This is a genomic window from Pseudoalteromonas sp. A757, from assembly GCF_004103285.1.
In the GTDB taxonomy this organism is placed as follows: Bacteria; Pseudomonadota; Gammaproteobacteria; order Enterobacterales; family Alteromonadaceae; genus Pseudoalteromonas; species Pseudoalteromonas galatheae.
In genome coordinates this window covers 209,418-224,896 of record NZ_QNQN01000069.1, presented here as the reverse complement: position 1 = coordinate 224,896, position 15,479 = coordinate 209,418, and the positions used below count along the sequence as shown (strand labels likewise).

Annotated in this window: 13 protein-coding genes; 8 read left to right on the top strand and 5 right to left on the bottom strand. The window is 44.9% G+C overall.

What is annotated here, in order from left to right; genetic code table 11:
* Nucleotides 1-43 precede the first annotated feature (43 nt).
* The 5 genes from asnB to DRB05_RS12770 all read right to left on the bottom strand — a co-directional run bounded on the left by asnB (nt 44) and on the right by DRB05_RS12770 (nt 6,488).
* A complete protein-coding gene (gene asnB, locus DRB05_RS12790; RefSeq protein ID WP_128727291.1) occupies nt 44-2,059 on the bottom strand; it encodes an asparagine synthase (glutamine-hydrolyzing) in 2,016 nt (671 codons plus the stop codon).
* Nucleotides 2,060-2,068: 9 nt separating this feature from the next.
* Nucleotides 2,069-3,139, bottom strand: coding sequence for an aspartate carbamoyltransferase (locus tag DRB05_RS12785; RefSeq protein ID WP_128727290.1), 1,071 nt, complete (start codon nt 3,137-3,139; stop codon nt 2,069-2,071).
* A 109-nt stretch (nt 3,140-3,248) separates the two neighbouring features.
* The gene (locus tag DRB05_RS12780; protein WP_128727289.1) at nt 3,249-4,670 is read right to left on the bottom strand and encodes a sodium:solute symporter family protein; all 1,422 of its coding nucleotides are present in this window, start codon (nt 4,668-4,670) and stop codon (nt 3,249-3,251) included.
* Nucleotides 4,667-5,098 carry a hypothetical protein gene (locus DRB05_RS12775; protein ID WP_128727288.1) on the bottom strand — a complete coding sequence of 144 codons (432 nt, stop codon included), beginning with the start codon at nt 5,096-5,098 and terminating at the stop codon, nt 4,667-4,669. The genes DRB05_RS12780 and DRB05_RS12775 overlap by 4 nt, the downstream gene beginning before the upstream one ends.
* A gap of 142 nt (nt 5,099-5,240) precedes the next feature.
* Nucleotides 5,241-6,488, bottom strand: a complete 1,248-nt coding sequence (locus tag DRB05_RS12770) for a Zn-dependent hydrolase (RefSeq protein ID WP_128727287.1) — start codon at nt 6,486-6,488, stop codon at nt 5,241-5,243.
* Between the two features lie 233 nt (nt 6,489-6,721).
* Between DRB05_RS12770 and DRB05_RS12765 the strand changes: the two genes are divergently transcribed.
* The 8 genes from DRB05_RS12765 (at nt 6,722) to DRB05_RS12730 (ending at nt 15,470) form a co-directional block, all read left to right on the top strand.
* On the top strand, nt 6,722-7,120 hold the full coding sequence (locus DRB05_RS12765) for a YbaN family protein (RefSeq protein WP_128727286.1): 399 nt from the start codon (nt 6,722-6,724) through the stop codon (nt 7,118-7,120).
* Nucleotides 7,121-7,244: 124 nt separating this feature from the next.
* On the top strand, nt 7,245-9,041 hold the full coding sequence (locus tag DRB05_RS12760; protein WP_128727285.1) for a S8 family serine peptidase: 1,797 nt from the start codon (nt 7,245-7,247) through the stop codon (nt 9,039-9,041).
* An 11-nt stretch (nt 9,042-9,052) separates the two neighbouring features.
* Nucleotides 9,053-9,475 carry a hypothetical protein gene (locus DRB05_RS12755; protein ID WP_128727284.1) on the top strand — a complete coding sequence of 141 codons (423 nt, stop codon included), beginning with the start codon at nt 9,053-9,055 and terminating at the stop codon, nt 9,473-9,475.
* Between the two features lie 185 nt (nt 9,476-9,660).
* Nucleotides 9,661-11,790 carry a TonB-dependent siderophore receptor gene (locus DRB05_RS12750; RefSeq protein WP_128727283.1) on the top strand — a complete coding sequence of 710 codons (2,130 nt, stop codon included), beginning with the start codon at nt 9,661-9,663 and terminating at the stop codon, nt 11,788-11,790.
* Nucleotides 11,791-12,063: 273 nt separating this feature from the next.
* Nucleotides 12,064-12,894: a nicotianamine synthase family protein gene (locus tag DRB05_RS12745; protein ID WP_128727282.1), complete on the top strand. Its 831-nt coding sequence runs from the start codon at nt 12,064-12,066 to the stop codon at nt 12,892-12,894.
* 5 nt (nt 12,895-12,899) lie between these two features.
* Nucleotides 12,900-14,168 (top strand): MFS transporter, encoded by a 1,269-nt coding sequence (locus tag DRB05_RS12740; protein ID WP_239966257.1) that lies wholly within the window; start codon nt 12,900-12,902, stop codon nt 14,166-14,168.
* Entirely contained in the window at nt 14,165-14,617 is a 453-nt protein-coding gene (locus tag DRB05_RS12735; protein ID WP_128727281.1) for a hypothetical protein, read from the top strand. Before DRB05_RS12740 ends, DRB05_RS12735 begins: the two co-directional genes overlap by 4 nt.
* 130 nt (nt 14,618-14,747) lie before the next feature.
* Nucleotides 14,748-15,470: an ABC transporter ATP-binding protein gene (locus DRB05_RS12730; RefSeq protein ID WP_128727280.1), complete on the top strand. Its 723-nt coding sequence runs from the start codon at nt 14,748-14,750 to the stop codon at nt 15,468-15,470.
* Nucleotides 15,471-15,479: the final 9 nt, after the last annotated feature.

Below are 15,479 nucleotides of genomic sequence, written 5' to 3'. Positions count from 1 at the left end.
TTTTTTATTTCCTTGTTTTCTGTAATACCAATAAGATCAGCCTTTACTCTATGGCTGCCCTCCAACCAAGGCGTTCCGCTTCAGCTGCGGCAAATTGAGGTAAATCTGCGGCGATAAATTGTTTGTGGAGTATTTGCACACCAAGCAAATGATTGATCACGGCATCTAGTTGCACTTTGAGTGAATCATCGGCGTCTGGCGAATCATGTAACTCAAATAGCGCATTTACCGCTTCAAAGTCTAATAAACCAGCAGCTTCCACAGCTTGTCTAGACAAGTACTTATCAGCCAACACGCGCATTGCCGTCCACTTCTTCTCATCTGAGTGCGCCGGTGGTGCCATAAAAGCAAACTTTTCTCGTTCATACAGTACTTCTGGCAGTAGCCCTTTCATCGCTTCGCGTAACACGTATTTTTCTTTACGATCTTTAATGCGATATTGCGGGGGAATGGTAAAGGCAAACTCTGCGAGGTGATGATCTAAAAAGGCAGGTCTTGCCTCCATCGAATTAGCCATATCGACCCTATCTCCACCCCAAGTTAATATTTGCCCTTCAAGCATGGTTTTAATCCATACATACTGGGCTTTATCGAGTGGATGGCGAGACTCCAACATGGCATCATTTAAAGTCTCGGCAATCGCTTTTCCTGCATCATAACCCGTGAGTATTTCTCTGTGTTCAGCGGCAACGAGTTGATGGGCAAAGTGACTGCATGACAGCCAAGGCTGCAAACAACTTGGTGTGAAACCAACCACCTCATCTAATGCTGCACTATCGTATTGCTCACGGGAAAGCATGGCGCCCTTAAATAATTTATTGCTGTCTTCCAGCATGGTTTGCCACTGGGCTTTTTCGGTGTCATCAAGTTCATCTAAGCCATATAAAAATAGGTCTTTTCTAAATGCGGGATAACCCGCAAAAAGCTCATCGGAGCCCTCTCCGGTCATCACGACTTTATAATTAGACTCGTTAACTTGCTGACTCATCAAGTATTTTGCAACACCAAGCGTGTTATAAATGGTGCGTTCGGTATGCCATAAAGTTCGCTCAAAATGCCCATATAGCTCGTCACCGCTCAACGACATAATATGATGATCGGCCTTGGTGGCTTGTGCCATCTGTTTTGCAATCGGCGTTTCGTCGTATTCTGCGCTATCAAAGCCTATGGTAAAGGCTTTAATAGGTGCTTGTGCTGCGGCCGAAGACAGACCCAAAATAGCACATGAGTCTATGCCACCACTTAAGTAACACCCTACCGGAACGTCCGCCGTGAGTCTCAACTGCACCGCTTCAAGCAGCTGCTTGCGCACGCCATCAATGTAATATACTTCATCTTTGCTATTTAAATACGCTTGCGCCTTCGGAAAGTTAACATCCCAATAGGGCCTATCTTCAATGCTAAAACCTTGTTCGCTTCTGGTGATGCTAACAACATGCCCAGGTTTGATTTGATGTACATTCGCAAATGCCGTGCTGCCGGGAACCATGACTTGGATCAGTTGATGAAATAGGCCTTCACTTGAGAATCGGCGCTTAACTTTAGGATTGGCAAACAGCACTTTCAGTTCTGAGCCAAACACAATTTCGTCTTCTGCTTGAGTGTAGTACAAAGGTTTAATACCGAAGCGGTCTCTAACTAAGTGCAACGTATCAGTTTGTTGGTCATACAACGCAAATGCGAACTCACCGCGCAGATGCGTCAGCATCTCATCAAGGCCAAGCTGCTGATATAAGTGCATGGCAATTTCTGAGTCGCTTTTACTTTGGAACCTTGCCCCTTTTGCTACCAGCTCAGCTCGGATCCGCGCGTAATCGTAAAATTCGCCATTGTGCGCCAACATTAGGCGCTTATCAGAACTTATAAAGGGCTGCCGACCTCTTTGCTCGTCAAGGTCGATTATCGACAGTCTGGCGTGACTAAATCCCACGCCAGCCATTTGTTTATAACCAAAACCATCGGGACCACGATGATGTTGAATGGCTGCCATGTTTACCAATAATTGATTATCTATTTGTGTTTGCGCTTGCGTTGAAAAAATACCAGCAATTCCGCACATAATATCCCCCTAAATCACATCCATCACAGTACTGGCGCGCTGCACCATACAGGTCAATAAGGCTTGGCGTAAAAAGACGGCACCACGTGCCTGACTAAAATACCAATTGTGTGGCGTGGCATCTAAACTGGTACACAGCTCTTCACCTCGAGCCAGCGGATGAAGCACTATCGCATCGGGCTTAAAGGGTGAGTCCGTGCTCAATTTAAACGACTTCCCATAGGTTTCGAAGCTTTCACCTACCCATGCAATGGAATTGATATACACCACATCAAGCTCAGGTAAAACAGCGTTCATGTCATGACCGATAGACACCTTTACTCCAGCTTCTTCAAGCTGCGCCAATTGCTCACTCGATACCGCATCTTCGACACTCGCGTCATAGAGCAGGAATATTTCGTCCACAATACGCGGAAAGTGCGTAAACATTTTCAGCAAGCTACGCACCGTACGCATTTGGCTCGGCACGCCAATCACGCCAATTTTTATAGGGCTAAAAGCTTCACTGTCAGGGAGTAATAACGACGGCCGCCATTTGAAAATAGTGTAAAGGTCGGACATAGCTTGCGTTGGATGCTCATCAATGCCATTACCAGCGTTGATAATTGGAATGCGTAGGCTGTGGATCATCTCTTCAATAGATTCCACTGAGGTGTCACGTAAGACGACACAATCACCATAATTATTGAACATCTCGGCGACATCCTGCAGCGACTCCCCTTTCGCTATGCCCGTTGAGGAGCGATCGGTGATCGACATGATGTCGCCCCCTAAGCGGTGCCATGCACTTTCAAACGACAGCCGGGTGCGGGTACTGGGTTCATAAAACGCACTGATCAAAATTTTGCCACTGAGCGGCGAGCTGAACCTTGCTGGATTACTTTCATATTTCGCGGCGAGGCGGAATAACTGGATCAGCACGTCTCGGTCAAGATGGTCGACACTAATAATGTGCTTATTCTCCAAACAATGCAGCCTGTCACCGTCTTCTTGTATCGCTCTGAGTAATGCTTTGGGATGTGCATCCCCGTAAACATCCGGCTGCGCTCGATTAAACTCTACTTGCTGCGCACTTACCATAACTGCCTCTTTTTATAATCAATAAGGAACATAACGACAAGGACAACAGGGCATAAACAACTGAGCACTATGGCCAGCCAAATTAAACTAGAAAATGCGCCCAATGAGATCATACATCCTCCATTTTGCTTTGCGTGCCCAACGCTTGCCAATGGAATGATTGCTGACTAAAACGCCAAGCAATCACACAAATTAATAACGACACCGCACAAGAAACTAATGCGGCGACATAAAAACCAATATAAAAATACCCAATCAATCCAGATAGCGTGCCAAGTAACATAGCCCAGCCAGCGCTATTTCCCATCATTCGCGCAAAGTACAACCCAAATACGATAGGCCAAATGGTGCTGGCGACAAAGGCACCAGCAAAATTCAACAAGGCGCCCAAAGTGGCGATTTTCGGTAAACACAATAGCCAGGTCACTACGCCGAGCAGAACAATAATCCACTTAGCACTTTTTAAGCGTTCACTATCGCTCGCCTTTGGTTTGATGTATTGCAGATAAATATCTTGATTGATGAGATCTGACGTTGCAGCAAGCAAGGAGTCCAAACTCGATGCCAGCGCGGAGAACACTACAATGAACAGAATAATCGAGCCGGTATAGCCGAGTACTTGGCTTGCAACCAAAGGTCCTACCATATCGGCGCTAGCAGGATACAAGCCTAAACTCGGCGCTGCCAGCGCAATAAATCCAGTCACGATTGGGATCGGCAGCCACAGGAGTCCCGCGATAAAATACGCCTTTTTGCCCACTCCACCTTTAAATGCAAACGCCCTTGACCACCATACGTTGCTGTGAAAAATTTCTCCTAAACCAAAAAAGATATTGTTGAACAAAAACATCACAGCGGCAGGGAAAAGCAGGTCGAGTAACTTGGGGTGGTCACTACTGAGTTTTTGGTGAATGGGTTCAAGCCCAACATTCATCGCCACGACAATGGCTATTCCTAAGACGCCAGCCAAAATAATTATGGCCTGTAGAAAGTCCGTGGCGATCACCGCTTTTAGACCGCCAAAGAGCGTGTAGACCACACACATCAGGAGAATTATTGACATACCAAGGTGATAATCTAAGCCACTTAGGGTGTGTAGCAAAATGCCACCCGCCATGCCTAGGCTAACGAGCCAACTCATGGCATACACGAAAGAGATCAGCAAAAAGATCCACCAAGAGAAACGCCCAAACCGCAATCGTATAAAGTCGCCACTGGTGTAGCCGTGGGGCAGTAAAGTTTTGATGCGTTGGCTTAGCGGCGCAAATAGCAGCAATCCGAATGCGGCACAGGCGTAGCCTATCATGCCCCAAATACCAAACTGATAAGTGAGCTGTGGCGCAACTAAAGTGGTGTTACTGGTGACCCAAGTTGCCATCGCAGTGGCGCAAGCAAAGGCCAATCCGACATTTCTACCGGCCAGCGCAAACTCATTATGTGACTGCACGCGCCTGCCAATCCACCAACCAAAAAATACCCATAGCAAAGCAAACGCTAGGGCAAGACCGAGCGCCAATGAAGCATTTATCATACGCTTTCCTTATCGTGCGCTTGCTTATTGCCTACCACAATCACCCCTACAAGCAGCACAAATAAGCACAAGCCCAGTACAAACAGCGCAAGCGCCAGCGTTAACTGATGATGTTTAACTGTAAATGGGACCGACGTTTGTGCCGAGTTAGTAGAGGGATCAGCTAAGGTTGCGAGATAATCACCATCAGCCAAGCCACTAATGGTTACCGCTTGTTGAGTCGGCTGAAGCGAAAGGGAGAGGGAGTAAGGTTCTGAAAGATGTTGAATGGATAGCTGTGTTGATTGCTGTAGAGGGGGACCAGTACGCTCAATGTGTAGCGTTATAAACCCAGCAGTCACGACCTCATCGCTCACCCTCAACGAGGCGGCAAGCCCATTAAAGCTCGCAGCAACTAAGACTAAGGTTACGACTCGGGCGATCCACATCCTCATAATCCCTAACTGCGGTTATCCAAGTCCGAATTCGCCGCAAGTTTTGCTATCCACATTATTCTAGTAGTAACAAAGACTAGCTTAAGGATCAAATTTGTCTAGTAAACCGCCAGCCAACTTCATCCTCACTTCACATTTATTCTTTTGTTTTTATTGCTCTTTTTTGAACACATTGCAACAATAAATTACTCCCAGCTTCGACATCATGCCAATGACTCCATTCGTCTGGCGCATGGCTAACGCCATTGAGTGATGGAATAAATATCAGTCCTGTGGGACACACTTCTGAAAAAAACTGACTATCGTGACCAGCGCCACTTGGCATGACCTGATAATTCAGCGATAAAGCCTCAGCCTGTTGACTAATAAACTCCACCATCTCTGGTGTACACTTCATTGGAGACAACCAACTTACCTGCTCATATTCAAACATTAAATGATGCTTTCGAGCGATGGCTGAAAGCGCTTTACGACAGGCAATTTCAAGGTTCTCCATCACCGTTTCGTCCATATCGCGTGCGACGATGGTGAAATCCACCTCTCCAGCAATCGTATGTGCGAAACCTGGCTTTAGTTCTGCCTTACCGACAGTGATCCTCGTGGTATCCGTTCCGTCCTCAGCAATAATTCTATCTAACTGGTAAGCAAAATCAGCCAGCCCCATAAAAGCGTCGCTGCGCATCTCCATAGGTGCCGTGCCTGCGTGATCGGCCTTCCCAATTAATTTGACTATCCATTTAAATACCCCAGAAATCCCCTCCACCACGCCAATTTGAATGCCTTTTTGATCAAGTACAGGGCCTTGCTCAATATGTAATTCAAAAAAACTATTTATTTGCTCTGGTTCCAGTCTCGCATTCAGCGCATCCATAGGTTCTAAACCTTGGGCACGCATAGCATCACTGAGCATACAGCCATCCGCATCATGGCTTGTGAGTAATTGATGTGGCGTTAACTTTCCGGTGAGCGCTTGAGCCCCTATCATACCGCCAAAGCGTCCCTCTTCTTCACTGGTGCCAATAACCCAAATCGGCCTCTCTAATTGCACATTGTGCTCTTTTAATACGCGGATACACTCAAATCCCGCAATGACGCCTAGGGTTCCATCAAACATGCCACCAGCAGGTACACTATCGAGATGAGAGCCAATGATCACAGCGGGTTTTGCTGCAATATCCGGGCTGGTCATTTCAATAATCACATTGCCAGCGCCATCCATGCGACTCACGAACCCTTCACTTTGTGCGCATTCCATCAGCCATTTACGCGCTGCAAAATCCTCATTGCTAAAACCTTGGCGATAAATTCCCTTATCTTCATGGTTATAACCGAACTCCGCGAGCGCAAATAGGGTAGACTTAAGACGTTCTAAATTTACTTGCATACTTTGCCCCTCAACGTTTCAGTCGCAGCACTTCCTTGAACCTGAGATGAGATCAGATTAGCTATTTCAAACACTGACGTCCGACTGGTGATCTCTTTGCTTTAGCTTAGTTGAAAATTCGCGAATTTCAGCCACTGTGGTATGCTTTTAATTACTGGCTTCAGATTAACAAAGTAGACTCTGGTCATCTCAATGCGCTGTCACTTCAGCACTCCCGGAATATGAGGATGCCTATGCGTAAAAAAATTCCCTTATTCAATCGTTGTTTTTGGCTGCATGTTGCTGGCATCGTGTTTGTTGGTCTCGGCTTTATCGGCATGGCACTGCCTGTTATGCCTACTACCATCTTTTTCATCCTCGCCCTTGCTTGCTTTACCCGTTCATCTCCTAAGCTAGAAAATTGGCTACTCACTCATCCAAAATTTGGCCCGAGTCTGGTTGCATGGCGGCAACATCAGGTCATCCCAATAAAAGGTAAGATTGGCGCGGCGATTGGCATGAGCGTTGGCTTACTAGCTTTGAGTTATAGTAGCGCACCTATTTGGGTGGTGTGGTCTGTCGCAATAACTGAGGCTGCCGTACTCAGCTATATTCTTACACGACCATCAGCCATCCCTGCCAATTCAAAATAGAAGCACTTATAACAAACAAAATAAAAACAACAAAAATACATATATAACTCACTATTTACATCGAGTACCTTTTTGAGGTATACAGTTTGTTCTTGTAAAAGAAACAATAACAAGTTGAGATACCATGAAAATAAAAATAACTTACCTAGCCACATTGCTAGGGTTACTACACGGCGCAGCAAATGCCCAACAGGAATACCCTCTATTTCCAGGCGATCCACTGGTAAACCAGCAATGGCACTTGAAAAATACAGGGCAAAATGCGTTCTCTGAGCGTGGTGGTGTTGCAGGAGAGGATCTTAACCTTAGCCTTACTCACGCCCTTGGAATTATGGGTACCGGGGTGACGACTGCGGTAATTGACGGTGGTGTCGAACTAACCCATCCAGATCTAATTGGCAACGTCAGACCTGGCTCATGGGACTTTCTCACTAACTCTCCTGATTTAAAACCAGCCAACAGTGGGGATAGCCACGGTACAGGCGTTGCTGGCATCATCGCTGCAAGTGCCTTTAACGGTATTGGAGGTCGCGGCGTAGCGCCAAGAGCAGGCCTAATTGGTTTTAACTATCTTAAAAACGGTAACATGGAAAACTGGTTACAGTCTCACGGTATGTACTCTGACGGTTTCAACAAAGCCTCTTTTGATTTTCCTCGGGTATTTAACCAAAGCTATGGCCGTACCCTTTCATCGCCGCAGACATTCAATTATGACTTTTCTCCTTGGTTACAAACTTATGAAGAAGCTCAAGAAGAGATCACTACCACAAGTCATAGTGGCCGCGGTGCAATATTCGTAAAATCTGCAGGTAATGGCTATCGAGTTCAAAGCTTTAACGCAAACGGACTTGGTTCTGGCTATTTATGGTTTGCAAATCGCAATCATGGCTTACCGATGCAAAACGTTAACTTAGAACGTATTGATACCAGCTATTGGAACTTAGTCGTCTCAGCCTACAATGCGGATGGTAAACTCTCATCGTATTCAACAGTAGGCTCTAGTGTGTTCGCCAGTGCACCAGGTGGCGAATATGGTTCAACAACACCTGCTATTATCTCAACAGATATTAGCGGCTGTGACTGGGGCAGAAACCCTGCGAACCTTCGCAATAGTTTACATGGCGGGCACCCGCTCGATCCAACCTGTGATTATAACGCGACTATGAATGGCACCTCTTCTGCGGCACCAAACACGACAGGGGCAATTGCGCTAATCATGTCTGCAAACCCCGCGTTAACGTGGCGTGATGTTAGACATATTTTAGCTTCAACCGCTCGCAAAATTGACCCAGACCACCCAGGTGTCACACTAACCTTTAACAATGTGGCTGGTGAAGCACAGCAATATGATGCGATCCCAGCATGGCAAACTAATGCGGCAGGGTATGACTTCCACACCTTCTATGGCTTCGGTGCCATCGATGTTGATGCGGCAGTAAATATGGCCCGCTTCTATAGTGCGGATCGAGGGAATTTCACGATTACACCTTGGCAGCAAGTTAATGCCAATGTCACCATTCCTGACGGTAGCCTTGCGGGTGCCGAAAGCTCGCTACAAATTGACAACGATGTCACCGTTGAAGCGGTACAGATCCGAGTGACCGGTGAGCATACCAGTACCCGTGACGTTGCAATTGAGCTTATTTCTCCGTCAGGCACTCGCAGTGTTTTAATGACACCAAGAACAGGTACCATTACCGGACGTAACGGCTTTAACGATATGCAAATGCTATCGCACCACTTCTATGGAGAGCCAGCACAAGGTCAGTGGACCATTCGGTTAATTGATACCCAAGGTGAGGACGAAGCTTTTATCTTTGATCCACGTAACGGCGATCCGGATATTCAAGCAGTGCATAGAAATAACGCACAAGATGGTGTATTAACCTCTTGGCAAATTCGTTTTATTGGTCATAACTAAGGAGAACCACTATGAAAGCATTCGTTTTAACTGCCTTACTACTTAGTGGCCAAGCACTTGCAGCTAGCGATGGATTAATTGAGTTAACCGAGGCTCCACAAGGTGCCGAGATAAACATCAATAACCAATCTTTTGTCTCACTCGAAGGGGACGGCACAACATTAGTGGCAGGGTTACAGCTACAATCACCTGCAACTGGCGAGGTTTACACTGTCACTGGTGAAATTATCGTTGAACATCTTACGATGATTAATGCTACTACTTTCGCTAGTGATAATAACCTGATATTAAGCTATGTCCGTGGTAACCGCGCAATCTACCGCCACGCCGACGCACAAACCGATCTAACCGCTTTAAATGCACAACTACGAGCGCAAGCTGGAGTGTTAAGTACTCAGATTGGCTTGCAGCTTGAAGGGCTAGAAAGTGAGTAATATCAGCGAATGAGAGGCCTAGCCTCTCATTTCCTTTAGACCTAAATACTAGACAAGCTACACCAAACTCACTCTGCCCGCCCCGAGCTACTCTTTTCTTATCAGTCTATTCAACATAGCTTAACAGCGAATCAATACCATGCTAGAGTACCCAAAAACGTTATAACATATCAAAAGGATTAATAATGAACACTGTAAATGGGGTAAGCCGTTTAAGTTTACTCTCTCTGGCACTCGCCGCCGCTTTTTCAGCACAGGCCAATAACGACACCCATATTGAAAAAATAGAAGTCGTGGCGGAGCGTCAAGCTTATCGGGGAGACTTTATCCATTTAGAAGCGCCCGAAGCGATGTTCGAGCTCGATGCCGAGCTCATAGAAAACATGGGGATCAATAGTTTAACGCAAGTGCTAGATATGTCGGCATCTGTGAGTAGGCAAAATAGTCTTGGGGGACTGTGGGATAGCTTTGCCATTCGCGGTTTTTTTGGTGATGAGAATGTACCAAGTGGCTACTTAGTCAATGGTTTCAATGCCGGACGTGGTTTTTCTGGACCTAGAGATGTGTCGGGTATTGAGCGCGTTGAAGTGTTAAAAGGGCCAAAAGCTGCACTATTCGGGCGTGGAGAGCCAGGTGGCGCCATCAACTTAATTACCAAAAAACCCATGTTCCAAACTTTTGGTGATGTGAAACTCACTTTGGGTAATCGCCAACATCAACGCTTAGAAGCGGATTTCAACACCACCTTATCTGAAAATACGGCCGCGAGGATCATCGGCTTTTATCAGCAAGAGGACAGCTTTAGAGATACCATTGAAACTGAAAAACAAGGAATAACCACGGCTTTGGTATTCGAGCAAAGCGATAGGTCAAAATGGCAATATGAACTTGAGTATGCAGAGCAAGAAATTCCATTTGACCGAGGCATCATTGCCCCGCAAGGTAACTTCGACTTTATGCCGATTGAGCGTTTTCTTGGTGAGCCAGGTGATGGTCCAACAACCACTATGGTGCACGGCCACCAGTTACAATGGCAATATAACATCGACGCACAGTGGCAGCTAAGCTCTGCATTAGCATTTAGACAGACCGAATTAGACAGTCTGTCGAGTGATGCTGACATCTCTCCCTCACGTCAAAAGCTGTATATCGACTTTAAAACCCTGACCCGCCAACATCGACAACGGGCTTATGACACCGAGCAATATGTTGCACGTTTTGAGCTCGCTGGAGACATCACTGTGGGTGATTTCAAACATAACCTCATAATGGGCGTGGATTACGACAGGTTTGACTTTGATCGGGACTACCGAGTTGCTAGAGCACCAGCCCTGAGCACTAATCCGAGTGACGCACAGCTTTATGCCATTAACATTCACAACCCTGTTTATGGTCAATATTCCCCTCCGACCCCTACTCCTGTCATTATTCGTCAACAAAATCAATGGGCAACTGGTGTCTACATCCAAGATCAAATCACTGTTACCGATGCAGTACAGGTGCGGATCGGTGGTCGTTTTGACTGGCTTAAACAAACTATTGATAACAAAATTAGTCAGCAATATGCTGAACAGTCTGAACAACACTTCAGTCCCCAGTTGGGTGTGGTTTACCGATTGGCAGATGAATGGTCTTTGTACACAACCTACGGTGAAGGATATCGCTTAAACTTTGGTACTGACTATCAAGGTGCTGCTTTCGACCCAAATCAAAGCGAATCAATCGAGTTCGGCAGCAAATGGACATTACTCGATAGTCAACTGGATATTACCCTAGCTTACTTTGATAGCCAGCAAACCAATATCATCGTTGCCGACATTCAAAACCCGGGATTTAGTGCAGCCATCGGGGAAGCAAGTAGCCAAGGGGTTGAGCTTGATGTTATCGGTCAGTTACCAGCTGATGTCACCGTTAATTTTTCCTACATGTATCTTGATGCGCAGGTAGATAAAGACTCCATTGATACTGGTTTAGGCGTAAGCTTAAAGAAAGGGGATGACCTGCTAAACATTCCGGAAAACTCGGCTAGCTTACAGCTAAGCCAGCAATATACACTATTTAACCGCCCACTCTCTGCAGGCTTTGGTGTGCAATACATTGATAAGCGACTTGGTCAGCGCGGAAGCGAATTTTACTTACCTTCGTACGTTACCTTTAACGCATTTGCGCAATACAATGTTAATGATAACTGGATAGTCTCAGGCAAGATACAAAATGCCTTTGACCGTGAGCATTTCACTAATTCGTATAGTCAAATGTGGGTTCAGCCTGGCGAGCCACGTAAAGTATTACTCTCTATGTCTTATCAATTCTAACCACCACACTCTTAAAAAAGTAATAGCAGTATGACTTACGTACTGCTCTTACTTTCGCCTATCACTTTTCGTGTACTACCGTGATACCGGTCGATGACGTAAAAAAACAAATCATTAACAATGAAAATAAAAGAAATAAATTCAATACCATAAAACTTTTATAGTAAAGAATAAGCTATTAAAAACAAGAAAAATCAAAACAATCATTTACAAAAAACAAACATAGATAGTATGTTATAACGTAAATTAAGGATAACCATTTAAGAGTAAAAAATGAGCGCTTTAACTAACCCCCTCAATCATGCTAATTGCATCGTCAGTACTTATCAGAAGATCAGCCAATTACCGAAACTTGAAATAACACCTGAAGTTATGGAGATGCTGCACCAGTTTTTGGGTTTGTTGTCTAATGAACATGGCAGCGAATTTACTGATGCGGTATTAGCGCAACAACAAATTCAAGCGATTAAACCCCGTGTCCAAACCTTATTTAGTCAAGCTTCGAGCATTTATGAAAGACACTGGGCATATTGCATTTCTAAAAGTATCGACCCAGTTCACACCCTAGAGCATGAATATCCCTATTTTAAGCACTATCAACGAGCCACAGCACTGGAAATTAACGCCGCTCACTCGCTAGCTACTGAACAAATCAACCGGGTATTAATGGTTGGCTCCGGCGCACTCCCTCTAACAAGCTTAGCTCTGCATAACGCCGAACTAGCCGTTGATAACCTAGATATTCATCAACAAGATCTATTACTTGGAAAGGAAGTTTGTGACGCACTCGCGCCGGCTCATCGTATGAACTTTATTCATAACGATATCTGTAAACAAGACGATCTCGCGTGCTATGACGTAATTTGGCTCGCCGCTTTAGTTGGCGATGAAAAAATTAAACGAAATATATTGCACCATCTTTTCGATAGTATGGCTGCGGGTAGCCTGTTGGTCATTCGCACAGCCTATAATTTACGTACCTTACTCTATCCAAGCGTAACCGAAAGCGACCTTGCTGGTTTTCAAGTTAAGCTAAAAATTCAGACATTTGCAGATAACTTCCACTCGATTTTAATTGCTCAAAAGCCATACGCGGAGTCCTAACGCTTATGTTTACTTACTATTTCAAACTGAGCTCGGAATATCGTTGGATGCTTGTCGCTGCATTCTTCTTTAATCTGGGGTTTTATATGTTGATCCCCTTTTTGGCAGGCTACTTAAAACAAGATTTACTGCTCAGTGCAACTTTAGTTGGAGTCGTATTAGGAGTGCGCTCTTTTTGTCAGCAAGGACTATTTCTCATCGGTGGGTTACTCGCCGATCTGTTTGGCACCAAGACACTCATCATGATGGGCTGTGTGCTCCGCGCAATTGGGTTTGTGCTGTTTTTATTCGCGGATATCATACCTCTGCTATTTTTTGCGGCCTTTCTTACAGGATTTGCTGGAGCACTTTTTACCCCAGCAGCACAAGCGTATTTTGCCAAACAGGAGATCTTAAGCCGTGCACAAATGTTCTCTCTGGTGGCTGTAGCGAGAAACGGCGGAGAGCTACTAGGTCCAGTGTGTGGATTGATGTTGCTCAACGTCAACTTCGCAGCGCTATGTTTAGTCTCCGCCATCCCCTTTGTGATCTTTGCGATTATATTTGCTTTCTTATTGCCAGCCTCTCAACAACGCAAAACTCAACCAGACGCTCAAGCAAAAATGTCTCCTTCTAAAAGTATTATCAGTACCGTGTTTTCAAACCGTGAATTTTTACTTTTCTGCGCTGTAATGACTGGCTACTTCATGTTAATTAATCAGATTTCGTTTGCCATTCCGATACATATTACAAGCCAAGATGGTGAGCCAAAGGATGTCGCTTGGGTGCTCACATTGTGCGCCTTAGTCTCTATTTGTTTGCAGTTTTTTATAACGAGACTTTGCGAACGCTGGCTACATCCAAATCAATGGATCAGCATAGGAATTGCGTTGATGGGACTGGCATTTGTGACGCTAATTCCCGATTGGCCTTACAACCACGGCGTACTTTATTATCTTCCATTAAGTATGTTAGCCATTGTTTTTACCCTCGGCACTATGATCAGCTTTCCATTTATCATGAGTCAAATCTCTGAACTTGCGAATAATCACGCGGTAGCAACGCATTTCGGATTCTTCTATCTTTTTGCAGGTATTGGATTGGTCGTAGGTAGCAGTGCAATTGGAGCAGCCTTTGATTATTCCAATCAAGATAATCACTTAGCATGGTACAGCCTAACCACCATTGGGCTTTTCACCGCAGTCATAAATTCAATATTACTCCCATCGAATCGGTCTGCAGAGGAGCAACACTCTGCCAATCCATTAATTTCTAGTGTAAGGAAAAACTCATGATCCAACTTACTCAGCAACAGCAACGCGCTTATATGTCGGACTATTTGGAAAACGGTTGGCGTAAAGAAAAAATGTCATTTAGTTCTGTGGTCGTCGCACCTGGCTATATTGAAGGTAAAGTCGACGTTGAGCAATTTCAAATGCCTGGCGATGGTCGCTTTCACTTCAGTGCCCAAAGCGCCATGATCTGGATATCTCAGATAGGCATAATCTACGGTTGTTGGGATAACCAATTGAGCGAAAAAGTCGGTGAGGTCTATTTAAGAGATTTAGATATCAAATTCAAAAAAACGATCAACTCCACGCGTGCAGTTCGATTTGAAGCTTTTTTTCCTAACCACTGTAAAAAACGACTTTCAAACGACCTTGTTTACTATAAAAACGCGCAAATCTGTGTTGATGGTGGTGCATTTACGGGTTCCGCGAGCTTTTTAGTGCCAACAAACTAAAGATGTTTCTATTTATTGAACAATTGATATGTTATAACTAATCAAATTTTAAATCGAATACTGTGCAGGTGTAGTACTTCGAGAATTACGTAGATTTACACTAAGCACAGTATCTTTGAAGGATTATTTCATGCTTGAAGCCATTAATTTAGATAAATCTTTTGCAGATAAAAAAGTGCTCAACGATCTGAGCTTTGTTGTGCAATCAGGGGAAATCATGTGTTTACTTGGCGCTAACGGAGCCGGAAAAAGCACTACACTCAATGTCTTCTTAAATTTCTTACAACCAGACAGCGGCAAAGCATTGATTGACGGACTTGACGTCCATCGTGATGCAAATACCAAAGATAAATTGGTGTATTTGCCTGAGCAGGTCAATTTGTATCAAGAGTTTAACGCCATTGATAACTTAAAATACTTAGCAAGCCTATCCGGGCTGTCGGTTACCACTGAGCAGATCCACGCAGCATTAGATGAAACTGGACTTGAACAAAACGCTAGACAGCAATCGTTAAAAAGTTACTCAAAGGGCATGCGCCAGAAAGTAGGGATCGCGTTCGCAATTATTCGTGAAGCAAAAGTCTTACTTTTAGATGAGCCAACATCTGGCTTAGATCCAAGTGCGACTCTAGAGTTTATTCGCATTATTCAGCAATTAGCCGACAAAGGCGCGGCGATTTTAATGGTCACGCACGACTTTTACTGCGCGCATACCTTAGCAGACAAAATCGGCATTATGGACAAAGGCACGCTACTGACACTGATAGAAAACAAAAACTTGCCACTCGCTTCATTAGAGCAGAAATATCATGAGCTGATCTCAGGTAAGACCCCAATAAAAAAAGTCAGCTGATACAACTTT